The organism is Actinomycetota bacterium (assembly GCA_013152275.1).
Taxonomy (GTDB): Bacteria; Actinomycetota; Acidimicrobiia; order Spongiisociales; family UBA4744; genus BMS3Bbin01.
Window position 1 is genome coordinate 1 of sequence record JAADGS010000012.1, and the last position, 21725, is coordinate 21725.

15 protein-coding genes and 1 pseudogene are annotated in these 21725 nt (G+C 64.8%); 1 reads left to right on the forward strand and 15 read right to left on the reverse strand.

Annotated elements, in window-relative coordinates; genetic code table 11:
- The 15 genes and pseudogenes from GXP34_00715 to GXP34_00785 all read right to left on the reverse strand — a co-directional run.
- On the reverse strand, positions 1-790 hold a 790-nt coding region (locus tag GXP34_00715), incomplete at its 3' end, for a class I fructose-bisphosphate aldolase (protein NOY54493.1).
- Between the two features lie 170 nt (positions 791-960).
- A complete protein-coding gene (locus GXP34_00720; GenBank protein NOY54494.1) occupies positions 961-1665 on the reverse strand; it encodes an RraA family protein in 705 nt (234 codons plus the stop codon).
- A gap of 380 nt (positions 1666-2045) precedes the next feature.
- A pseudogene (locus GXP34_00725) lies at positions 2046-2691 on the reverse strand (SDR family oxidoreductase).
- 225 nt (positions 2692-2916) lie between these two features.
- Positions 2917-3987, reverse strand: a complete 1071-nt coding sequence (gene aroF / locus GXP34_00730) for a 3-deoxy-7-phosphoheptulonate synthase (GenBank protein ID NOY54495.1) — start codon at positions 3985-3987, stop codon at positions 2917-2919.
- The gene (locus GXP34_00735) at positions 3984-4769 is read right to left on the reverse strand and encodes a tryptophan synthase subunit alpha (protein NOY54496.1); all 786 of its coding nucleotides are present in this window, start codon (positions 4767-4769) and stop codon (positions 3984-3986) included. The genes aroF and GXP34_00735 overlap by 4 nt, the downstream gene beginning before the upstream one ends.
- Positions 4762-5982 carry a tryptophan synthase subunit beta gene (gene trpB / locus GXP34_00740; protein NOY54497.1) on the reverse strand — a complete coding sequence of 407 codons (1221 nt, stop codon included), beginning with the start codon at positions 5980-5982 and terminating at the stop codon, positions 4762-4764. The genes GXP34_00735 and trpB overlap by 8 nt, the downstream gene beginning before the upstream one ends.
- Positions 5979-6599 carry a phosphoribosylanthranilate isomerase gene (locus tag GXP34_00745; GenBank protein ID NOY54498.1) on the reverse strand — a complete coding sequence of 207 codons (621 nt, stop codon included), beginning with the start codon at positions 6597-6599 and terminating at the stop codon, positions 5979-5981. Before GXP34_00745 ends, trpB begins: the two co-directional genes overlap by 4 nt.
- Positions 6596-7420 carry an indole-3-glycerol-phosphate synthase gene (locus GXP34_00750; protein NOY54499.1) on the reverse strand — a complete coding sequence of 275 codons (825 nt, stop codon included), beginning with the start codon at positions 7418-7420 and terminating at the stop codon, positions 6596-6598. The genes GXP34_00745 and GXP34_00750 overlap by 4 nt, the downstream gene beginning before the upstream one ends.
- Complete coding sequence (trpD, locus tag GXP34_00755; GenBank protein NOY54500.1) at positions 7413-8423, reverse strand: anthranilate phosphoribosyltransferase; 1011 nt, start codon at positions 8421-8423, stop codon at positions 7413-7415. The genes GXP34_00750 and trpD overlap by 8 nt, the downstream gene beginning before the upstream one ends.
- On the reverse strand, positions 8420-9034 hold the full coding sequence (locus GXP34_00760; protein NOY54501.1) for an aminodeoxychorismate/anthranilate synthase component II: 615 nt from the start codon (positions 9032-9034) through the stop codon (positions 8420-8422). The genes trpD and GXP34_00760 overlap by 4 nt, the downstream gene beginning before the upstream one ends.
- Complete coding sequence (locus tag GXP34_00765) at positions 9031-10395, reverse strand: anthranilate synthase component I family protein (protein NOY54502.1); 1365 nt, start codon at positions 10393-10395, stop codon at positions 9031-9033. The genes GXP34_00760 and GXP34_00765 overlap by 4 nt, the downstream gene beginning before the upstream one ends.
- Positions 10396-10709: 314 nt before the next feature.
- Positions 10710-13451 (reverse strand): phosphoenolpyruvate carboxylase, encoded by a 2742-nt coding sequence (gene ppc / locus GXP34_00770; protein ID NOY54503.1) that lies wholly within the window; start codon positions 13449-13451, stop codon positions 10710-10712.
- A gap of 82 nt (positions 13452-13533) precedes the next feature.
- Positions 13534-15102 (reverse strand): HAMP domain-containing histidine kinase, encoded by a 1569-nt coding sequence (locus tag GXP34_00775; protein NOY54504.1) that lies wholly within the window; start codon positions 15100-15102, stop codon positions 13534-13536.
- 595 nt (positions 15103-15697) lie between these two features.
- Positions 15698-19609 carry a tetratricopeptide repeat protein gene (locus GXP34_00780; GenBank protein ID NOY54505.1) on the reverse strand — a complete coding sequence of 1304 codons (3912 nt, stop codon included), beginning with the start codon at positions 19607-19609 and terminating at the stop codon, positions 15698-15700.
- Positions 19610-20005: 396 nt separating this feature from the next.
- Positions 20006-21136: a hypothetical protein gene (locus GXP34_00785; protein NOY54506.1), complete on the reverse strand. Its 1131-nt coding sequence runs from the start codon at positions 21134-21136 to the stop codon at positions 20006-20008.
- Positions 21137-21418: 282 nt separating this feature from the next.
- On the opposite strand from GXP34_00785, the gene GXP34_00790 reads away from it, so the two are divergent.
- Positions 21419-21592: a hypothetical protein gene (locus tag GXP34_00790; protein NOY54507.1), complete on the forward strand. Its 174-nt coding sequence runs from the start codon at positions 21419-21421 to the stop codon at positions 21590-21592.
- The last annotated feature ends 133 nt before the right edge of the window (positions 21593-21725 follow it).

Below are 21725 nucleotides of genomic sequence, written 5' to 3' on the forward strand. Positions count from 1 at the left end.
TAGTCAACTCCTCATACACCCTGGGATGCGTCTTACCGAAACCGACAGCCAGGTAACCCCCATTGGACTCAGGCTGCTTCTGCTTGATGATATCGGCCTCGATCGTCACACCGATATGATTCGCCTGACCGGTCAGATCCGCCGACGCCTCATAATTCGTACCATCCACCGTGAACGCCCCGTTGCGCACATAGCACCACAACACCGTGAACATGCCGAGCTGATGAGCGAGCTCGAACGCCTCGGACACCTCTTGCAGCTGACGCATCGATTCTTGGGAACCGAAGTAGATCGTGGCACCGACAGCGGTGGCACCGAGGTCGAAAGCCTTCTCCACCGATCCGAACATCACCTGGTCATAAGTGGCCGGATAGGTGAGAAGCTCGTTGTGATTGATCTTGACGATGAACGGGATCTTGTGCGCATACCGTCGCGACACGGCACCAAGCACACCGAACGTACTCGCCACCGCATTACAGCCACCCTCGATCGCCAACTCGACGATGTTCTTCGGGTCGAAATAGGCAGGATTGGGAGCGAACGACGCCGCTGCCGAATGCTCGATCCCCTGGTCGACAGGCAGAATCGAGATGTACCCGGTCCCCGCCAACCTGCCATGGTCATACAACGACTGCATGTTGCGCAGCACCTGCGGTGACCGGTCCGTCTGCGCGACCACACGGTCGACGAAGTCGGGACCGGGCAGCTCCAGGCTCTCCTTCGGAATGCCCTCCGATTCATGCGTCAACAGATCCTCGGCGTCGTCACCCAGCAGCTTCTCCAGATCCATACGATCATCTCCATCGTTCGTACAACAAAACCAACCCATTATGACCCACAACAGACGTCGAGTGCCAGACCGACGAGCGGGAAGGCCTCCACTCTCGTATCGCGTCATATGAGGGCAACGGCTCTACGCGGTGGCGATTCTTGTTCGGATCGGCAGGCTTGGCGAGCTGGTCAGATGGCTCGGCCGATACCGGCCAGGTGGGTGTTGAAGTCGGACCGGGGGTCGTTCCTGCGTTTGGAGAGGAACGAATCCAGTTCCATCGCGTCGCCCAGGGCAGTCCCCGAGGCGATTTCACGGGCCAGCGCCTCTTCCCGTCGAAGGGCGACCGCGGCACGGTCGAAGACTGCTTCGAGGTCACCGGCCTCGAGGACGACCAGACCGTCCGCATCCCCGAACACCCACATCCCCGGAGCGACGTCGACTCCGCCGATCGACACAGGCTCCCCGACGACACCGATGCCCTTCATGGGAGCCGGAACCTTGAGCGGACCCACCGGGTGGGAACCTCGACAATGGACAGGGACCCGCAGATCCACGAGATCGACGATGTCTCGCACCAGTCCATCAACCACAAACCCCGCCAGCCCTTTCCGAACCGCCTCGGTTCCGATCAGATCACCGATCAGCGCCACATCCGCCATACGGTTGGCGATCACCACAACGTCGTTCGGAGCGGCTCGGTGGACCGCCTCCAGAATGGAAACCAGGTCGTTGTTCGCTTCGACCGTGATCGCCGGACCGGCCAACCTGCCATGCAGGTCGAGAGGCCGCAGTCCCGGCGACGGCAGTCCCACCTCGATCCCGCCCCGGAACGCAGCGTCGGCCAGCAGCGAGGTGCTGTAGTGCTCCCTGAACAGATACGAATAGTCTGTCATGATTCTCCTTCCGGCGTCTCCATCCCCAGGCGGCCACCGGACCGGGCTCGGCGCCCTGCCATCACCCGACCGAGAACACCGCTACACCACCCCATCTCTTCACTCGGCTGCGGTCGCAAGGATGAGTCGGCTCGCGTCACTCCTCAGGATCGAAGGCTAACGGCCGAGCTTCAACTCCATCGAGTTCGGTTCGCCACCACAATCGTTCACCGCCCTCGTCCAGGCACACCGGTGCCGGCCGGCGACGACGCCGATCATGATGCCGCACGAGCGTCCACCGCAGACCTCCTCTTCCGAGGCGAGACAGAGCATCCCGCGCGATGACCGGGTCGTCAACCGGTGGAAAGACCCGCCCGCGATCGGCCCGATTGCGCTTGGTCTCACCGCAGGTGGATGATGTTGCCGGTGATGAGTCGGGCATGGTCGGACACGAGATAGGCGATAACGTCGGCAACCTCCTCCGGTTGAGCGATATGGATGAGCGCGGAGCTGTCATCGACGGCTCGGCGGACCTGGTCGGTGACCCACCCGGTGTCGGTGACCGGCGGGTAGAGGACGTTCGCGGTGATACCCCGGCCGGCGAGCTCGAACGCAGCGGACATCGTGTAGTTCTCCAAGGCGGATTTGGCGGCACCGTAGGAAACTTCCTCGGGGAAGCCGAGAGAGCCTCCCGAGGTGAGCGCGATGATCCTCCCCCACGACAGTCCGTGACGGGCATGTCGCAGAGCAAACTCCGAGATCAACAGCGCCGTGGCTCGAGCGTCGACCAAGAACTGTTTGTCGATCGCCGCCGTCGGCGATCGCTTGAACAACATGCTCTGCGTCACGACCACGGTTGCGCCGAAACGTGTCCGGGATCCCGGGATCAGTCGCGTCCTCGATACGAAGATAGGTGATGAGCACTGCTGCCCCACAGGCGGCCAGACAAGAGGCGGTGACCCCACCGATGCCGTGATTGGCACCGGTGACCACCGCCACACGACCGGACAGATCAACGAACGGGAACGAAGAAACATGAGACGACATCAACAAACCTCCAAGCCGGAAACGGAACCAACGATGGAACAGGAGGTCTGAGTCGCTACATGCCGGGGCGCACCGTAGCGCTTCCCAAACCAGGATGACCGCACCAGCCGGCTATCCGGGCATCAGAATGTCCGTGTGGGCGACCCACCCTCATAGACCGGGGCCGAGTCACCCGGCTCCAGAACCAGGGCCGGTCCCGGCAACCGACTCGGCCGGTGCAAGGACTCAGGATCGACCGAGAGAGCGCTCGGCCTTCTCTCCGATCACCGTCTCCTTGGGAGGCGAGACGTGACGATCCACGGCCGCAGCGATCCGTCGCAGCTCGTCCATCATCGAGGAGAACCCCTCCAGGGTCAGGCTCTGCTTGCCGTCGCTGAGTGCCGAATCCGGGTCGTTGTGAACCTCGACGATGACCCCGTCGGCTCCCGCGGCCACCGCCGCTCGGGCCAGATACGGGACCAGGCTCCGATCCCCGGCCGCATGGCTGGGGTCCACGATCACGGGAAGGTGGGTCCGTTGTTTGAGCACCGGCACGGCACTGACATCGAGAGTGTTTCGCGTGGCCGTCTCGAACGTTCTGATCCCGCGTTCGCACAGGACGACTCCGGGATTCCCGGCCGCCACGACATACTCGGCCGCCAAGAGAACCTCTTCGATCGTAGATGCGATACCTCGTTTGAGGAGGACCGGACGCGGCTGTGCGCCAACCTCGGAGAGCAACCTGAAGTTCTGCATGTTCCGCGCACCGATCTGGAGCATATCGGCGTAGCGACCAACCAGCCCGACGTCTTCCGGGGCGACCACTTCGGTGATGACCGGCAGGCCCGTCTCCTCGCGAGCTTGGGCCAACAGCACCAGCCCTTCCTCGCCGAGGCCCTGGAAGCTGTACGGTGAGCTGCGCGGCTTGAAAGCGCCCCCTCGAAGCATCCGGGCTCCGGCAAGCGCCACTGCCACACCCACGGCGGAAAGCTGCTCCTTGCTCTCGACCGAACACGGTCCGGCCATCACCACGACCTCGTCTCCACCGATTCGCAAATCCCCGACCCTGATCTCCGAGGGCTCAGGGTGATGCTCTCTGGACACTTGCGGGTACGGCGCCGCCACGGCGCGGATCTCGGCCACACCGGGCATCTCGGCGAGATCTGCAGTGAGAGCCGGCCCATCACCGCCGATGAGCCCGATGTGGGTCTCCTCACCGATCTCGGTCACCAAGGGCCTCGCCCCTTGACGTTCGATGAAACGGACCACCGCGGCCTTGTTCTTCAGTGAGCAGTTTCTCTCCAGAACGACGATCACGCCGATTCCTCCTCGACCCGTAGCCCATCGAGGAATGTACCCGGATCCTCGCCCCTATCGATCGCGTCGATCAGGGCGCTCCCCACGATCACCCCGTCGACGTGGCCGGACAGGGCTTCGACCTGACTCCGGCTGCGAACGCCGAACCCCGCCATCACCGGCAGCGACGTCGCCGACCGAACCCGGTCCAGATACGCGAACTCCTCGACACCCAGCACGGCCTCGCCGCCGGTGACCGCGGTCCTGGTCACCGCATAGACGAATCCCCTACTCGTCGTGGCAATCCGGGCGAGACGCCCAGAAGATGTGGTGGGCGTGACGAGCTTGACCAAGGCCAGACCCACGGGCTCCAACACCTCCACGATCGGAGCGTCCTCCTCCAAAGGAAGATCGGGGACGATCAAACCCGACGTGCGGGTGTCGATCATCGCCGATGCGAGCCGATCGAGACCGAATGCCAGGAAGGGGTTGTAGTAGCCCATCAGCAGATGAGGGGCGCCCAGACTCTGCAGCCGATCTGCGAGCAGTTCGAAGATCCACTCCAGGGTGACTCCGTTGCCCAGCGCGACGTGACTCGCCTGCTGGATGGTCAGCCCATCGGCCATCGGATCTGTGAACGGCACCCCGATTTCCACGACGGTGGCCGACTGCGCCACCGCCGCCAGGATGTCCGGGAAGGACTCCAGCGTCGGGTAGCCGGCCGTTATGTAGGCACAGATGGCGGGACCCGAAGAACCCCGAATCGCGTCTGAGATCGCCTTGGAACCAACCGACTCAGACATGTGAAACCTCCCCGGTCAGAAGTTGGAGATCCTTGTCTCCCCGCCCCGAGAGGCCGATGACGATCCGGCCACCCTGGTGATCCCTTGCCCACCGCCGGGCACCGGCAAGGGCGTGCGCCGACTCGAGTGCGGGAAGAATCCCCTCCACCGCGCTGCACTCGTGCAGCGCATCGAGGGCCTCGTCGTCGGTCACCGACTCGTATCTCGCCCGGCCCAGGTCGCGCAAGAGGGCATGCTCGGGACCGACCCCCGGGTAGTCGAGGCCGGGAGCGATCGAGTGTGTTTCGAGAATCTGACCGTCGCCATCCTGCAGGAGTGGTGTCATGGCGCCGTGCAGCACGCCCGGGCTGCCGGCGCCGAGAGTGGCCGAATGCGGATCACCGGCACGACCTCGTCCGGCAGCCTCGATCCCCAGCAACTTCACCTCTGCGTCACCCACGAAACCGCGGAACAGCCCGATCGCGTTCGATCCGCCTCCCACACAGGCAACCGCCACGCTGGGGAGCCCAACCCCCGAGGCGAGCAGTTGCGCCCGAGCCTCGTTGCCGATGACCGACTGGAACTCGCGCACCATCCACGGGTAGGGATGTGGACCGACGACCGACCCCAGCAGGTAGTAGGTGCCTTCGGGGTCGGCAACCCAGGCGCGCATCGCCTCGTCGATCGCCGCCCGCAGCGTCTGGTCGCCCGCCTCGACGAGGATCACCTCTGCGCCGAGCAGTTTCATCCGCTCCAGATTGGGTTTCTGACGCCGGGCATCGATCACCCCCATGTACACGGTGCAGGGAAGTCCGACCCTGGCGGCGGCGGCGGCGGTGGCGACACCATGCTGCCCTGCTCCCGTCTCGGCGACGATTCGTTCGACACCCAGTCGACGAGCAATGAGCGCCTGGCCCAATGCGTTGTTGATCTTGTGGGCGCCCGTGTGACAGAGATCCTCTCTCTTGAGATAGACCTCCGCTCCCCAGCGCGCACCGAGCGACGGGGCGGGGGTCAGCGCCGTGGGACGTCCGATGAAGTCACGCTGTTCCCTCTCCAACTCGCCAAGAAACGTGGGATCGCCGAGCAGCTCCACCGCGCGACGCTCGAGCCTCTCCAGCACTCCGATCAGCGTCTCGGGAACGAATGCTCCTCCATACGGTCCGAACCGACCTCGTGGTGGTGGCCTCCCTTCGACCAATCGGTCCAGGAGCGAAGCAGCCGTGTCGGTCATGTTCCCACCAATCCTTTCTCGGTCTCTCGGACCGCTTCAACAAACGCTCGGATCCGGCCCGGGTCCTTCACACCGGGCTCGGACTCCACACCACTACTGACATCGACACCAAAAGGGTGAACCGTCCTGATGGCCTCGCCGACATTGTCGGGATCGAGACCTCCTGCCAGCGTCACCCGGCCCCGACGGGCGACGCCGAAGGCACGGGTCCAGTCGACCGTACGCCCCGCACCGCTGCGGCGCCCCTCGTAGACGAGCCTGCAATCGGTCGAGCTCCCCAGGTACGTGTCGAGTTCGGCCTGGACACGCTCCGACTCCCGGAACACCGGCAGCAGCCGCCTGCCGTCCAGATCCTCGAGATACGCGTGATCGGCCTGGACGACATCCGCATCGAAGACAGCGAGCGCCCGCGCGAGTTCGCCGGCCGTCGGACGAAGGAACACGGCCACCCGATCGATGCTCCTTGGAAGCTCTGGTGCAAGTCGGACTGCCTGTTCCGGTGTGACCTGCCGGAGGGAGGACGCGAACACGAACCCGACCGAGTCGGCGCCGGCTTCTGCCGCCGCGATCGCCCCAGGGAGGTCGGTGATGCCACAGATCTTGACGTGGATTCTCATGACACCGACCTCGCCCGTATCGCATTCCGGCCGGCGGCGATCATGGCCCTGGTGGCGACGCCCGGCTCATCCGAGGTCACCAGCGCCGTTCCGACCAGAGCCAGCCGGTATCCGAGGCGAGCAGCCGCCGCAGCATCTGCAAGAGTTCTCACACCGCTCTCCGCGACCCGGGGAAGGTGCTCGGGAAGCAGCGGGGCCAGGGATGCCAGACGTGTCGAGTCGACGTCCAGCGTGCTCAGGTTTCGAGAGTTCACCCCGACCAGGACACCGGCGTCGAACACGGCCGAGGCCACCTCGAGGTCGCTCTCATCGAAGATCTCCACGAGAGCGAACATGCCGAACTCGTCGGCGATCGCCGTCATCTCCTGCAGAAGGGAGGAATCCATCATCTTTGCGATGAGTAGCACCCCCGATGCGCCGGCCGCTCGAGCCTGGATCACCTGGATCGGATCCACCAGAAAGTCTTTGCAGAGCACCGGCACGTCCACCGCCGAGGCCGCCGCCTCCAGGTACTCGAGGTGGCCGTCGAAGCGCTCCGGCTCCGTCAAGACCGACACGGCAACGGCGCCGGCCTCTGCATAGGACCGGGCGAGCTTCACCACGGCGCCCTGCGGGTCGCCATCTCTGAGAAGCGGACCGTCGGCCGGGCTGGTCAGCTTCGTCTCGGCGATCAGATCGAAGCCATCTGGGGACAGGATCAGAGGCCGAGCCGGTCGGGCGGACGCGGCGCGCGAGGTCAGCCCCATCACCCCGAAGCGGCGGCGCGCCGCTTCGGCCCGGCTGCGGCTGGAATCGGCCATCGTGGTGAGGAAGTCAGACATGGTTCGTCCCGCCGAGACGGCCGAGGAGATCCGACGCCCGCCCGTCGTCGATGGCGGCCGACGCGCTCGCCAGTGCTCGAACCGGATCCTGATCGCGCCCGGTCACTCGAAGGGCGAGCGACGCACCCAGAACGATGGCGTCGCGGTGGGGCCCGTCCTCCCCCTCGAGAACCCGGCGGAGCGCTCCGGCGTTGAATGCGGGGTCGCCGCCTGCCAGGTCCTCGGCCAGGCATCGTCGCAGTCCGAAGTCGGCCGGATCCTCCACCGAGTCGATAACGGAGCCGGGGGTCACGTCGAACATGGAGTACGGTCCCATCGGGGTGGGCTCGTCCCAGCTCAGCGCACCGTTCACGACAAAAGCCCGTTCGATCGGCATCTCGGACAGCGTCGCTGCGAGCATCCGGGCGGCGTCGAGACTGTACGCGCCGATCACGGCGAACGGTGGTGTCGCCGGATTGGCCAGCGGTCCGGCGAGATTGAAGATCGTTCGGACTCCCAGAGCCCTTCGCACCGGTGCGATGGACTTCATCGCAGGGTGATAGGCAGGAGCGAAGAGGAAGGTGAAGCCCGTGTCGCCGAACACGCGTGCCGCCTCCTTCGCGTCCCAGGGAACACTCATCCCGAGGGCGGCGAGCACGTCGGCGCTGCCACTCCGGCTCGAGATCGACCGATTCCCGTGTTTGATCACCGGAACGCCTGCTGCCGCGGCGACCAAGGCCGAACCGGTGGAGAGATTGAGACTCCCCGACCCGTCGCCGCCCGTCCCGACGATGTCGACCGCCGCAGCGTCGACAGGAATGTCGGGGCGAATGGCGATCTCACGCAGCCCGAGGGCGAACGCCCTGACCTCATCGGGCGTCTCACCTTTGGCTCGAAGGCCGGCGAGCGCGGCCGCGGCCAGAACCGGGTCCAGATCCGGGTCGGTCAGATGGCCGAGCATCACGCGGGCCTCGCGTTCGGTGAGATCGACGCCGGAGAGCACTTTGTCGATGAGCACCCTCATGACGAGACCACCGCGAGAGCCTCGGAGGCGTTCACCGGGTCGAGATCGAGAAAGTTCTGCAAAAGCCGGTCACCCGCCGGGGTGAGCACGCTCTCCGGGTGGAACTGGACCCCCTCGATCGGCAACTCCCGATGCCGGATGCCCATGATCTCTCCCTCCGACGTGTAGGCCGAGATCATCAGCTCGGAAGCAAGACCCTCTTCGGCCACGGCCAGGGAGTGGTATCTCCCCGCCTGCAACGGGTTGGAAAGTCCCTGGAAGATGGTGCGTCTGTCGTGATACACGGGCGACGCCTTCCCATGCATGAGCGTCTGCGCGGGACCGACCGTGCTTCCGAACACGGCGGCCACCGCCTGATGACCAAGGCACACACCCAGGATGGGGATCCGCTCGGCGAAGGCCTCGATGATGGCCATCGAGACACCGGCGCCCTCCGGTCGGCCTGGTCCCGGCGAGACGACCACGTGACTGGGCTCGAGAGCCATCGCGCCGTCCACCGTGATCTGGTCATTGGTCCTGACGCTCACCTCGGCGCCCAAGGTCATGAAGGCTTGAACCAGGTTGTAGGTGAATGAGTCATAGTTGTCGATCATCAGTACGTGGCGATTCATAGGCCCTCCTTTGCCAGTGCGAAGGCTGCTCCGAGCGCTGCCGCTTTGGACAGGACTTCTTCGTATTCACGCGCCGGGTCGCTGTCGGCAACGATCCCCGCACCCGCCTGGTAGCTGTATCCGCCCTCTCCGAAGACCATCGTGCGGATCGTGATGGCCTGGTCCATCGAGCCGCCATGGCCGAAGTACCCCACGGAACCGGAGTAGAGACCCCGGGACACCGGTTCGAGATCATCGATCAGCTCGATGGCCCGCAGCTTTGGCGCTCCCGACACCGTTCCTGCAGGGAACGTGGCACGGAAGAGATCCAGAGCGTCGAGGCCGGGACGCATCTCGCCGGTGACTCCGCTCACCATGTGCATGACGTGGCTGTAGCGCTCGACGGTGCGGTACGGATCGACCTTGACCGACCCGGCCACCGCCGTGCGGCCGAGATCGTTGCGCGCCAGATCCACGAGCATCACATGCTCGGCGGCCTCCTTCGGGTCGGCCAGGAGCTGACGCTCCAGGAGCTTGTCGTGCTCGTCGCCGTCGCCTCGCGGGCGAGTGCCGGCGATCGGCCGAAGCTCGGCTCTCGTGCCGCTGAGTTTGGCGAGTGCCTCCGGGGATGAGCCGACCACTTGGAGATCCTCGAAGTCGACGAAGTACATGTACGGGGACGGATTCAGCAGGCGGAGTGCCCGATATGCGGCAAAAGGCTCGAGAGATGTCCTGCCCGCGAAGTTGATCGAAAGGACCAGTTGATAGACGTCCCCGGCGGTGATGTGCCGTTTCACCGTCCCGACGCCCGAGATGAACTGATCCCTCGACATGCTCAGCACCGGCGGCTCGTGGCTTCTCGAGCCGTTGCGCACCTCGACGGGGCCACGCAGAATCCTGATCACTTCCCTGCGGAGTGCAGCCCGGTCGGATTCCGCCCCGGCATGGAGAAGTGCGATGCGCCGGGTCAGGTGGTCGAAGACCAGGATCGACTCGGTCGCCATATAGGCACCTTCGGGATGCATCGAGAGGTGCGGTGCCGGCGGTAACGGATAGAAACGTCGAACCAGGTCGAACGCGGCGACACCGACGAGACCGCCGGAGAAGGGCTGATCCGGCATGAAGGGACCGCACTGCGGTGCTCTCTCGAGCGCGATTCTCAGACCGTCGAGCGGTTCGCGCGACACGAGCTCACCGCCGACGCTCACACCCTCCCGGTCGATGGCGACATGCAGGGTCTCACCGAAGCCGATGAACGAATACCGACCTTGATGTCCCCCCTCCACGCTCTCGAGTAGGTAGCGGGGGCCCAACGGCTCCAACCGCAGATACGCCGAGACCGGTGTGTGCAGGTCGGCTGCGATGTCGAATGGTGTCTGCATGTCTCCTCAATCCTTTGCGATGTGAGGAGTGTTTGCTGCATCAGGAAACCCACCTCACGTTCCTCCGAGGTGGGCTGGTGTGTTCTGTGTTCAGACAGGTTTGGTATCGCCACCTCTTATCGGGACGACCACCACCACTGCTGGACTGAACAGGTGTTTCTCATACTCATTGAAGCCGTAACCGTACTGGGCGATCGGGCCGGGAGCAAGCGGTCGCATGGCTTCAGGCGATGCCGGGGGTTATTTCATCCGCATCGGCACGGCTGATGGCCCCCTCGCCGAGGGGCATCGAGGGGCTTGCGATCGAAGTCGGGTCATCCGGTGTTGCGAAGACCGGCTGCGATACCGTTGACCGTCAAGAGCAGTGCTCGTTGCAGAAGTGGGTCGTCGCGATCTGTGTTCCGTGAACGCGCGAGCAGGTTGACCTGGAGGTGGTGGAGGGGTTGCAGATAGGTGTCTCTGACCCGCAGCGTACGTTGAAGGACGGGGTTGGCCTCGAGCAGTGTCGGTTCGTTCGTGATGGCGAGAATCTCGTCGATCGTCCGGTGGTATTCCGCTTCGATCGTGTCGAAGAGGTGGCGATGGTCTGCCGGGACGAGAGCCTGCACGTACCGTTGAGCGATCCCAAGATCCGTCTTGGCGAGCGTCATCTCGACATTTGATATGAAGGTTCGAAAGAAGGACCAATGTGCAAACATCTCGCTGATCGCCGCCCCATGTCCCGCACGACGCGCGGCAGCGAGTCCCGACCCAACCCCAAACCATCCTGGGATGATCTGACGCGACTGTGTCCAACCGAACACCCAGGGGATCGCCCTGAGATCGTCGAGCGACCCGGCGCCATTGGGACGCCGCGACGGACGTGAACCGATATTGAGCGCCCCCAACTCGTCGACCGGCGTCGCAGAAAGGAAATACTCGACGAGATCCGGACTCTCGATCAGATCTCGATAGGCCGCATACGCAGCATCGCTCACCACATCCATCGTGTCATGCCATCGAACGAGCTGCTCCTCGGGTTGACGAGGCGACTGATGGAGCAGCGACGCTTCGATGACCGCCGACAGCGCCAGCTCGAGGTTTCGGGCGGCAAGCTCGGGAAGGCCGTACTTGTCGGCGATCACCTCACCTTGTTCGGTGATCTTGATCGGCCCGTCGACGGTCCCGTACGGCTGGGCGAGGATCGCTTCGTGCGTCGGTCCACCACCCCGACCGATGGTGCCGCCGCGTCCGTGGAACAACCGCAGCACGACACCATGTTTTCTGGCGATGTCCCGCAGCCGTTGCTGCGCCTTGTAGATCTCCCACTGCGATGTGGTGATGCCACCGGCCTTGTTCGAATCCGAATAACCGAGCATCACCTCTTGAATGTCGCCACGAAGGCGAACGATCTCACGGTATGGCTTGACGCTCAGGAGTCGGTCGAACAGGTCGCCTGCCATCTGGAGCTCTTCGGTGGTTTCGAGTAGCGGCACGAAACCGAGCTCGGCAACATGTCCCGGGACGTCGATGAGTCCCACTTCACGAGCCAAGACGGCGGCCGCAAGGACATCGTCGACGTCCCGTGTCATCGAGATGATGTAGCTCTCGATGAGGTCGGAGCCGTACCGGTCCTTGACATGCCTGATCGTTCGGAACACGTCGAGGGTGGCGGCCGTCTCCTCACTCACCGCCGCCGCGGTCGTGGTCAACGGCCGCCGACCATCCAACTCCACGGCCAGTTTCTCGGCTCGACCGGCGGCATCGAGCACCCGATAGGGAGTACCGAGACGGTCGAACAACTCGGCGATCGCCTCATGGTGTTTCGCTGCGAGCTGCCGGATGTCCATCGTCGCCAGATGAAACCCGAACGTCGCCGCCGTACGTGTCACCCGGGCGACCATGCCTGCAGCGACCAGACCACCACGGTTCGCGACCAGCGACCGGTGGAGCACGGCGAGTTCCTCGAGGACTTCACCGATAGTGGAATACCCCCTGCCAGGAACATGGCGGGAACCCGATGTCATACGCTCACGGGTGTTGACGAGCCGCTGATGGATGTAGGCCAACTTGAGCCGATACGGCTCCTCCGCGTTGAGGACACCGAACCGCTCATGCACTCGCGGCAGCAGCGACCGGTCCACCTCGAGGCTCGCACGCAACTCGTCGCTCACATCCCGGATCCTCGACGACGTCGACAGATCCGTGGCCAGCGCCTCAACTGCACCGATCAGGTTACGCATCGCGTGGTCATGCTGAGCGGCCAATACGTCACCCGTGACTGCCGCCGTCACGAATGGGTTCCCATCCCGGTCGCCGCCCACCCACGTGCCGAATCGGATCGGCGTGCGATCGATCGCGACGTCGATCCCCAGACGCCTCATCTCGGTGGCGTACCCGTCGAGGACCTCCGGCACAGCCCCCCGGAACAGCTCGTCGAGGTAGTAGATCACCGACGCTGCTTCGTCTCTGGGATCTGGACGATCCCGGCGAAGCTCGTCCGTCTGCCAGATGAGGTCGATCAGCTCGGCGAGACGCCGGTCGATTCGACGCTTGTCGGCCTCCGTGGCCCGCGTATCGAGACGCTCGTCGAGCAGTTTGGCGACGGTGTTGAGCTTGGTGAGGATCGAACGTCGCGACGCCTCGGTCGGGTGAGCCGTGAACACGGGACGCAGTTCGAGCCGTTCCAGCATCCGCTCGACGTCGGCTCTGTCCAACCCGGCAGCGTCGACCTGGTCGACCGTGCTCTCCAACCAGCCGCGCTGCCGTCGGGTGCGAGCCGCCAGCTCGTCCAACCGGTGTGTCTGCTCGGCAACGTTGGCGAGATAGAAATAGGCGGTGAATGCCCTCACCAGCGTGCTCAGGGTCGCCAGATCAAGACCGCCGAGCAGCACATCGAGAGCGTCGTCGCGCCCGGCCGTCTCCGTGTCCCGCAGTCTCCTGGTGATCGCCCGCACGTCCTCGACGAGGTCGAGCAGATCAGGGCCCTCCTGACGCACCAGCGAATCCCCCAGCTGGTTCCCCAGCCGCCGGATATCCGCCCGCAACGCCGCATCTCGCTTGTGAAGGTCCACCACGCGAGCGTACCAACGGCCCGCCACGGCGCCCAGTCCACCGCCTCGGCTTCGCACTCGCGTTCCGCGAGGAGGCCGGCGGTGCCTATTCCTGCCGTCGCTCGCCGGCAACGCTGCTCGAGCGGCCGATCGGTAGATCGATGGCGAACGCCCAACTCGCCTTGGCCCGTTCGAATCGGAGCGAACCTCCCGCCGCGACCGTCAGAGTGTGGGCATAGGTGATGCCGAGTCGGTCGCCCATCTCCGGTGGCATCACCTCGGAATGGGCGAGAAGGCTCCACGCTTGGCCGAGGGGTGTCCTCGAGTCGATATCGGGTCCCGGACCCAGATCACAGACGCGCAGGCAGACGCCGGCGGGGATCGATCGAACCGAGATGGTGACGGGCGGTGTGCCGTATCTTCGGCTGTTCTCGATGAGTTCGTAGAGGGCGATCGTGAGTGGAAGGGGATCACAACGGACCACCAGACTTCGCTCCCCTTCCACCGTCACCAGCGACTCCAGACCGGGTCTGGCACCAAGCAGGTAGCTGTCGATCAGCTCTCCGATCGTGACCGCCACCACGGACCGCTGAGGTCCTCGCTGCAGCCGTAACACCGAGCTGATCCGGTCCAAGAGTTGCTCGATCCGAGCGCCTGCATCCCGAATCGCCACAGCGGCCTCCCGCAGGTCTTCGCCCTCCAACTCCCCCTTGGCGATCAACTCCGAATACCCCACGATCGGCGACAATGGGGTCCTGAACTGGTGATTGGCCGACTCCATGAACCGCCGGTGCTGCTCACCCGCCAACACCTGACTGGTTACGTCCTCGGCGTAGACCATCAGCAGGGCCGGATCGTTCATCTCCCGATGCAACGACGCTCCGATCCGCAGGAACGTCTCCCTGCCGGTGGTCGAAGGCACCACGTAGAGCGATGGCGGCCCCGGCTCGCCTGAGGTCACCATTCCCGCGAGCACCTCTCCCAATCGCTGGCCGGGGACCGCCGACCCGCCAAAGCGAGCGATCGTCGTATGTTCGGTGTCGGCGAGTCCGAAACGCCGGGCCGTCTCGTTGGCGAACAGGCAACGCAGCGAGTCTCCGTCGTACAAGGCGAAACCGATCGGGGCCTCCTCGGCGATCCCGGCCGCAAGCGTCCTCGCCCGAGTCGACTCCCTCTGCCAGTACTCGGACAAGGCCCGCCCCCAGATCAGCAACCCGATGAATGCCAGGAACACACCCAACCGAACCACGCTGGTGACGGTCACATCGTTGGCGCCCGCGATCACACCCAGATACACCACCACGGCGGCAACCGCCATCCAGATGATCCGTCGAAGCGGGCTGGTCACCGCCTCCCAAACAACCACGATCAGCATTGCGAAGAAGAACGGGCTCTCGGTGCCCCCGTCCAGCGCAACGATCACACCCACCAGCACCAGCGAGCCCACACCACGGATCAGATACACGCCGCCTTTACGAACCAACGCGATCCGATCGGCGAGAGTGTCCAACCCCGTTCGCCAGAGCAGCAGAATGCCGGCAACGATCAGCGTACCGACCGGGTGCAGCACATCACCAAACATGGCGAGCACAAGCACATGGACCGTGACAATCGGTCCAACCGGGTCAAAACTCTCAAACCACGTCTGCCATCGTGGAATTCGGCTTTCGATCAAGGGAATACCACCATATGGACTCTTCCTTATTCCATCTGATCCACTGCACCCCCATTACATCTTGGATGAGCGCCCTGCCCACGCCACCCGGCCACCTCGCGGCTCACGCCGGCCACCCCGTCATCACCACAGCCCAATCCGACAGTTCCCGCCGGATTGGGCCGGGTGATCCGAATCGACCCATTGCGTCTGTCGACCTTTCACAGCCGATAGCAGCAGCCGTCAAGCACCCCCCACGGTCCTGGGTCGACCTGAGATTGCGAGCGATATGAAGTACCAGGCACCAGCATCACTCAACAGACTTCCTGGCTCGAGCCGAACGCTGCGTGGCCGGATCACCCGGAGACGGCGGAGAGCTGCCGACTCGCTTTCTCAGTTCACGGTGTTACCGGATGTCGGATCAGCTCATGTCGCTGATCGACGCCAAAGCGGGAAGAGCGGTGACGAGGACGCTTGCCAGCGTCAGAACGAGCACGATGATACGACGGCGCATTGAGGGACCTCCTTGAGCCCGACTGCTGTTTCAGCGTCGAGTATGCGGAAAGCCCGTCTCTCAGATATCTCACGCGCCGGTGCCGGCCGACCAAACCTTCCGTCATGATGCGCGCGGCTTTTGCCCCCGAGTGGCGAGGCGGTGGCCTGCGTTGCGCAGCGCGACCAGGTCACGGCCCACCGTTGAAGCGCTTACGTTCAACACTCCGGCCAACTGGTCGATCGAGGGCACGGCACCTTGGTCACCGGCCTCGGTCATCAGCCGCCACAGCCGTCTACGGCGGCGGTCGATGGGAGAAGACACCTGTTCGTCCTCGGGGTCCGTGACCGTCCAGGTAACTTGCCGCAATTCGTCGTCGGCCAGAGCCCGCCCGATCGGCGTCCCGGCTGCCGGGAGCAGCACCTCGACGGTGTGTGGGGAATACTGGTTCCACGCCGCCACGATCTCCCGGTGCTCGGCAACCCGCTCCAAGGCGCCCTCACGATCTTCGGCCGGAAGTCCTTGAAGAGTTGCATTGAGCAGCCGATATGCCTCTGCTGCAGCACGACGGGCCTCTTGACGTTGTCCGGCAGCCCTTGCGGCAACGGCATGACGGTGATGGATCAAGTGGACACGCTCAACCCCCGGCACGAGCTGCTCGACCGCTTGACGAGTGACGGCAAAGGCTTCCTGCACATGCCCGCCGGCCAGTAGCGTGGCCCCGCGAATCGAGAGCAGCTCAACTGCCAGGGACACGAGTCCTGTCTCGACGCATATCCGGTCCGCCCGATCGAGAGCGACAAGAGCATCCTGGTGATTGCCTGTGGCCAAGTGAAGGAGGGCAAGAGAGCGGAGGTGTTGGCCTTCGAGGAAGCGGTTGCCGGTCCCGGTGAGGGTCAGGTAGCTCTCTTCGAGCAGCCGCTCGGCCTCGTCGGGTCGGTCCTGGAGGAGAGCAACCCCCGCCAGGACCTCCATGCACTGTGCTTGGCGGGCCCGATCCCCGATATTCAGGAAATGGGTCATCGCCCTCTGAGCGTCTGCCGTGGCCCGTCGGCAGTCACCGAGGAGGCTCTGGCGGACCGAGGCGGCGTTGACGCGGACCATCGCCTCCCCCCGAAGGTCGCCGAGTTCGGCGAAGATGCGCGCCGCTTGCTCATACCCGGAGAGGGCGCCGGCCACCTGGCCGAGGAAGTAGTGGAGGTTGCTCTGATTCACCCAATTGACTCCCTCCCCGTGCCGGTAGCCGATCTTCTGGCAGATCTCGATTGCCCGCCCGTAATGGACGAGAGACCCGTCGGTGTCTCCCAGCTGGCGAAGCGCCCGCGCCTTGCTGCCGAACACCTCTGCCTCTCCGCGCAGATCGCTCGACTTTTCGAAAAGAGCGAGCGCACGTTCCAGGTGAGGGAGTGCCTCGGTGGACCGTTGCACTTCCACCAACGTGCTGCCCAACTCGATGTGAGCTTCGGCTCGTCTCTGGTCGTCGCCCCTCGCCGCCACCACTGCCGCCTCGAGCTGGGATACCGCCTCCAGGGGATGCCCCGACCAACGTTGGCACGTGCCAAGCGCCACGAGAGCCGCCGCCAACGCGCCTCGATCTCCCCGACGACGCTCCGCATCCACCGACTGTCGCGCCGACTTCTCGGCCTCGGCGAAGCGCCCGGTGTGAGCGAGAAGCCAGGCCCTGCGTCGCTCGAGGTCGCCTCGCAGCGAAGGCCTCTCCTCGACCAGTCTCGCCATCCCCTCGATCACTTCGGCCTGTTCGTTTCGACGCCCCAGCACACTGAGAACGGTCTCGAGATGTCCCGCCAACCGATATCGGTCCCCCGGCAACCACTTCGCGTACGCGGCCGCTTCCTGGGCCGCCTGAAAGTGCTGCCGGGCAGTCGCAAAGGCGTGGAGCTCTTCGGCCCGAATACCTGCTTCGAGCAGGAAGTGGGCGGCCCGCTCGGGGATCCCACCCTCCCAATAGTGGTAGCCGATGGCGTCGACGTCTTCTGCGTCGATGTCGACCAGCGCCGCCGCCACACGCCGGTGCAGCTCCACCCTGTGGCCCTCGTCGAGGCTCTCGTAGACGACCTCGCGCACCAGATCGTGGGATACCCGGTAGCGGCTGTCGCCTTCCTCTCGGATGAGACCACGATGTATGAGATCGTCCATGGCGTCCAAGACGGACGCCCGTGGGAGTCCGACAACAGCTGCCAGCATCGCCAGATCGACCGCGCCGCCGCACACGGCGGCGACCTTGAACACGGCATGGGCGTGCTCACCGAGCAAGGATGTGCGGGCGTCGATCACCGACCTGACCCGAGGAGCGACTGCAATGGTCCGACCGGCGAGTTCCCGCTCGAGTACTCCGCCCGGATCACCGCCGACTTCGAACAGACCCTGATCGCGCAGAGCCAACAGAGTCTCCAACGTGAAGAGAACATTTCCTCCGGTCCGACGATGCAGGCGGGCCGCCACCATCGGTTCCATACTGGTCAAACCCAGAATGGCCTTGACCATGTCGCCCAATTCGAACACCGACAAGGGAGACAGCACAACCCGACCAAGACCGGCGACACGATCCAGGTCACGAAGCACATCCCACACTTCCGGATCGCCCCGACCCTCTTCGCTTCGATAGAGCAGCAACAAGAGGATTCGGGACTCGGCAAGCCGGGGCCCGAGCTGGGTGAGGACACCAAGCGTGTCCTGGTCGGCCCAGTGCACGTCGTCGACGATCACGAGGTGAGGAGCGATCCTGCCCAACGCGCCAAGTGTCAACACGAGCGCCTCCTGCATCCGTGTCGACTCCTCCGCCGGGCGAAGCGGAGTAGACGTGGATGGCAGGACGTTCCGCTTACCGAGACGGGGAGCGAGCCGCATCGCCTCGGTCAACCAGACCGGTTTGAGTTGCTCAGAGAGCTGTTCGGCCCGCAATGGACTGATCGACTCCAACACCTCGACGAGCGGGCCGAACGGACGCAACGTCCCCTGCACGCAGGTTCCCCAGCTGACCTCGAATCCACGCCAGCGGGCAGCGTCCGCCGCCTCCAGCGCCAGCCGGGTCTTACCTATTCCGGGTTCCCCTTCCACCAGCACAACTCCACCCGGCCCGGCCAACACCCGTTCCAAGTGGCCGATGAGGCTACGCCGTTCCTCTTCCCGACCCACAAAGGGGATGCCGGACCGGCTCCCCAGAAGCGTCGCGCGCTCTTCCCCCTGCAACGGCCGGATTGCAGCACGCCGCTGCCGGAGGATGCGCCGGTACAGCTCGACGGTGGGCTCGGAAGGCTCCGTGCCCAACTCCTCGGCCAACACCGACCGGCACCGTTCAAACTGCTGGACGGCGTCGCTGGTCCGCCCCAGCAAGAAGCAGAGTCGCATGACCTCCTGGTGCGCCTCTTCTCTGAGCGGATCGTGGTGGGTGAGTCGCCGCGCGTGCGCCAACGCCTCCTCATAGGCGCCCTGGGCCTTGGTCACCTCGACCAGACGGCTGAGAGCCACCAGGTAGCGTTGGCGGTAGTGATCCTGTTCGACCACCACCCAGTTGTCGAAGAACCCGGCCAGGAAGTCGCCTCGATACAGCTCCACACAGGCACGCAGGGCGGCAGCGTCGCCGGCGCGCCCGAGCTGGGTGTCACGGCGGGAGATCTCCAGCGAATCGAAGAGGTGATCGAACTCCTCGACATCCAACCAGTACGGTGCGGTGGTGTCGAACGCGAGAGTGTCTGCGGTGGTCGCCAAATGTGAAGCCGAACCATCGCTTACCGTATCCTGAATCTGCCACAGGGTATGGCTGAGGCGGCGTCGAGCCCGCCCCTCGGGAAGGTCGGGCCAGAAGGAACCGGCCAGCAAGTCACGCTGCAGGGGCCGCCCTCGATGCATCACCAGGTGAGCGAACAGCGACCGTCCGACACGCGATGCGATGGGCGGCAACGCCTTGCCGGCACGTTCCATGAAGAAGCCCCCGAACAGGTACACCCGCAGTGGCTCCATCACACGCATCCAGGCCGTCAACCGATCCGCACCCTGAACGGGCGCAGGTTTCATGGGCACTCTAATAGGGACGCGAGGTGAACGCCGGGTGCCCCGGTGCGTGCCTTCGGTGCGCGCTCGACCTTGCACACCTCCGCGAATTCGGCCGGATGCCGTTCTGTCAACCGGATGACGAATGATCTTCGATGAGTCCGGACGGGAGCATCGAGTACCGGCAGAGATCCTGCCGAAACCCGGTGCGATCGAGCGATCTCGGTGCCGCCATGTCCGCGTGGCACCTCGGGCAAACGTCATCCGCGCCGGCCGGAAAACGATCCAGGCTCGACGGTCGCGTTCCGAACGGTGACATCCTGGGCACCGAAGCGACCCGACGAGGAAGGCGACCGACAAGGCCGGGGTATGCGTCCACGGCGGCATGATTGCACGTTGCTCTCGGGCGCTGCGGAGGCTCTACCCGCGAAACGTGTCTGCCCACCGTTGCCAGGCTTGAAGCCATGTTCGTTCGAGTGCGCCGACCGTCTCCGAGTGCGCCCGGAAGGTGGCCAAGTCATTGATGCCAGGGGTGTCACCGGTGACTGGCGGTGGTCGTTGCTTGGCTTCCCATAGCCGCTGCCACGCACGCTGGGTCGATCCGCTGGATACCTCTCGCCCCAGAACCCAGTAGGCGAGGGTCTCATCGATGGCCGCTTGTCTCAATGCCACGTCGCTGAACCACTCTGTCTTCTCGGCGAGAGAAGCGAGTTGGTTCACCATGGCGGTACCCGACTGTCTCGCTCGCTCTCGAGGTTGACGGGCAAGCTGCATCTGGGCTCGGATGGAGGCCTCCCACAGACGACCCATGTCGACCACGGGGTGGCGACGCGGGCTGGGCGGTCGCCCCCGGCGAAGCTCGCCGGTCAGCCAGGCTCCCTCGACAAGTACTGCCTCCACAAGTGCCCGGGGCGCCTCCAGCCCCACGGCCGGTGGTAGGTCCAGCTCCTCGGGTCGCTCATAGGGGTGGGCGGCGGCCAGAGCGGACAGCAACTCCGCCCGCCCTTCCCAATAGGGGACCAGATCCTCGACTCTTCGCAACGCTATCCCCGCACTCGACACACCCCGCCCGACGACCGTGACCGTCACAGAACGCCGCTCCGTGTCCGATCGGACCTCGGCCTGCAACGCCCACAGCACCCCCTCCCTCCGCAGAAGCGCATCCAGCTCCACGCCATCAACGATCAGCACCACCACTGCCACCTCATCGGCCCGCTCAGGATCGGGTTCGTTCACCCCGGCGTGGTCGAACAACCGGTCTCGCTCATCGGCCAACACCTCTGCCGGCCCCGGGGGCTCTCCGACCGAAGTCGTTACACCGACCCATGGGCCCCCGGACGCGACCGCATCGCCATACACGAGCGAGATCGACACCCATTCCCCATCCGCCTGGTGGGAGTCTGCCAGCGCTCTGGCGGCCGGCTCCGGTGTCACCAGCTCGAACACGGGGAACACAGGCAACGCGAACAGCTCGTCACGCTGTCGGCGCATCCGCTGTCGAGCCTGTTCGACGAACGCCGCATGTTCGGGATCCGGCGGCAACGACTCCATCACCACAGCCTGCCACGTTCCCCAGCACCGCACAACGACGATCCACCACGGCCGGCCCTCCTCAGACACTCTGGGCCGGAGTCACTCGACCCGCTGCCGCAGGCCCACCGGAACCGCCCACAACCTCCGTTGGATCAACAGCGACGGAGAGCGCCGCCGGTCCGAGGACGACCCCTGCAACGACTTCGGGCCACCCTCGCCGTCATCATGCGCTCCTCGTCCGCGTAGCCCTGATGGAGGCCCCGATGAAGAGCAACGTGATGCCTGGTCTTTGGAACCCTGATGGCGCAGATCAACGATGCCTTGCTCGATTGGCCAGACACACTCGTCGAGTATCCGGAACCGGCATGGAGGGTACGTAGGGCCCTCGAAACGCTCGGCCCCTCGGTGACAGGTCGGGACATGGACGGCACCATCGACCGCTTCCAGTGGGCAGAGCGACACCCGCAGTTGTAGGGCGTATGAGGAACCGAGGACCGTTTGGCCGAGACGCATCGGTCGGCGCACGCACTCTGGTTCGAGCAGGCCAGGCCCGACCCAGAACTGGCCAACGGCCTCCACACAATCCGGTGCGACATCGCCGGCGAAC

What these genes read in the sequence shown, in the direction of transcription:
- GXP34_00720 (NOY54494.1), bottom strand. Translation starts at nt 1,665, where the DNA reads ATGACAGACTATTCGTATCTGTTCAGGGAGCACTACAGCACCTCGCTG.
- trpD (NOY54500.1), bottom strand. Translation starts at nt 8,423, where the DNA reads ATGAGGGTGCTCATCGACAAAGTGCTCTCCGGCGTCGATCTCACCGAA.
- GXP34_00785 (NOY54506.1), bottom strand. Translation starts at nt 21,136, where the DNA reads ATGGAGTCGTTGCCGCCGGATCCCGAACATGCGGCGTTCGTCGAACAG.
- GXP34_00750 (NOY54499.1), bottom strand. Translation starts at nt 7,420, where the DNA reads ATGTCTGACTTCCTCACCACGATGGCCGATTCCAGCCGCAGCCGGGCC.
- GXP34_00765 (NOY54502.1), bottom strand. Translation starts at nt 10,395, where the DNA reads ATGCAGACACCATTCGACATCGCAGCCGACCTGCACACACCGGTCTCG.
- GXP34_00735 (NOY54496.1), bottom strand. Translation starts at nt 4,769, where the DNA reads ATGTCTGAGTCGGTTGGTTCCAAGGCGATCTCAGACGCGATTCGGGGT.
- GXP34_00780 (NOY54505.1), bottom strand. Translation starts at nt 19,609, where the DNA reads ATGAAACCTGCGCCCGTTCAGGGTGCGGATCGGTTGACGGCCTGGATG.
- GXP34_00790 (NOY54507.1), top strand. Translation starts at nt 21,419, where the DNA reads ATGGCGCAGATCAACGATGCCTTGCTCGATTGGCCAGACACACTCGTC.
- trpB (NOY54497.1), bottom strand. Translation starts at nt 5,982, where the DNA reads ATGACCGACACGGCTGCTTCGCTCCTGGACCGATTGGTCGAAGGGAGG.
- GXP34_00745 (NOY54498.1), bottom strand. Translation starts at nt 6,599, where the DNA reads ATGAGAATCCACGTCAAGATCTGTGGCATCACCGACCTCCCTGGGGCG.
- GXP34_00760 (NOY54501.1), bottom strand. Translation starts at nt 9,034, where the DNA reads ATGAATCGCCACGTACTGATGATCGACAACTATGACTCATTCACCTAC.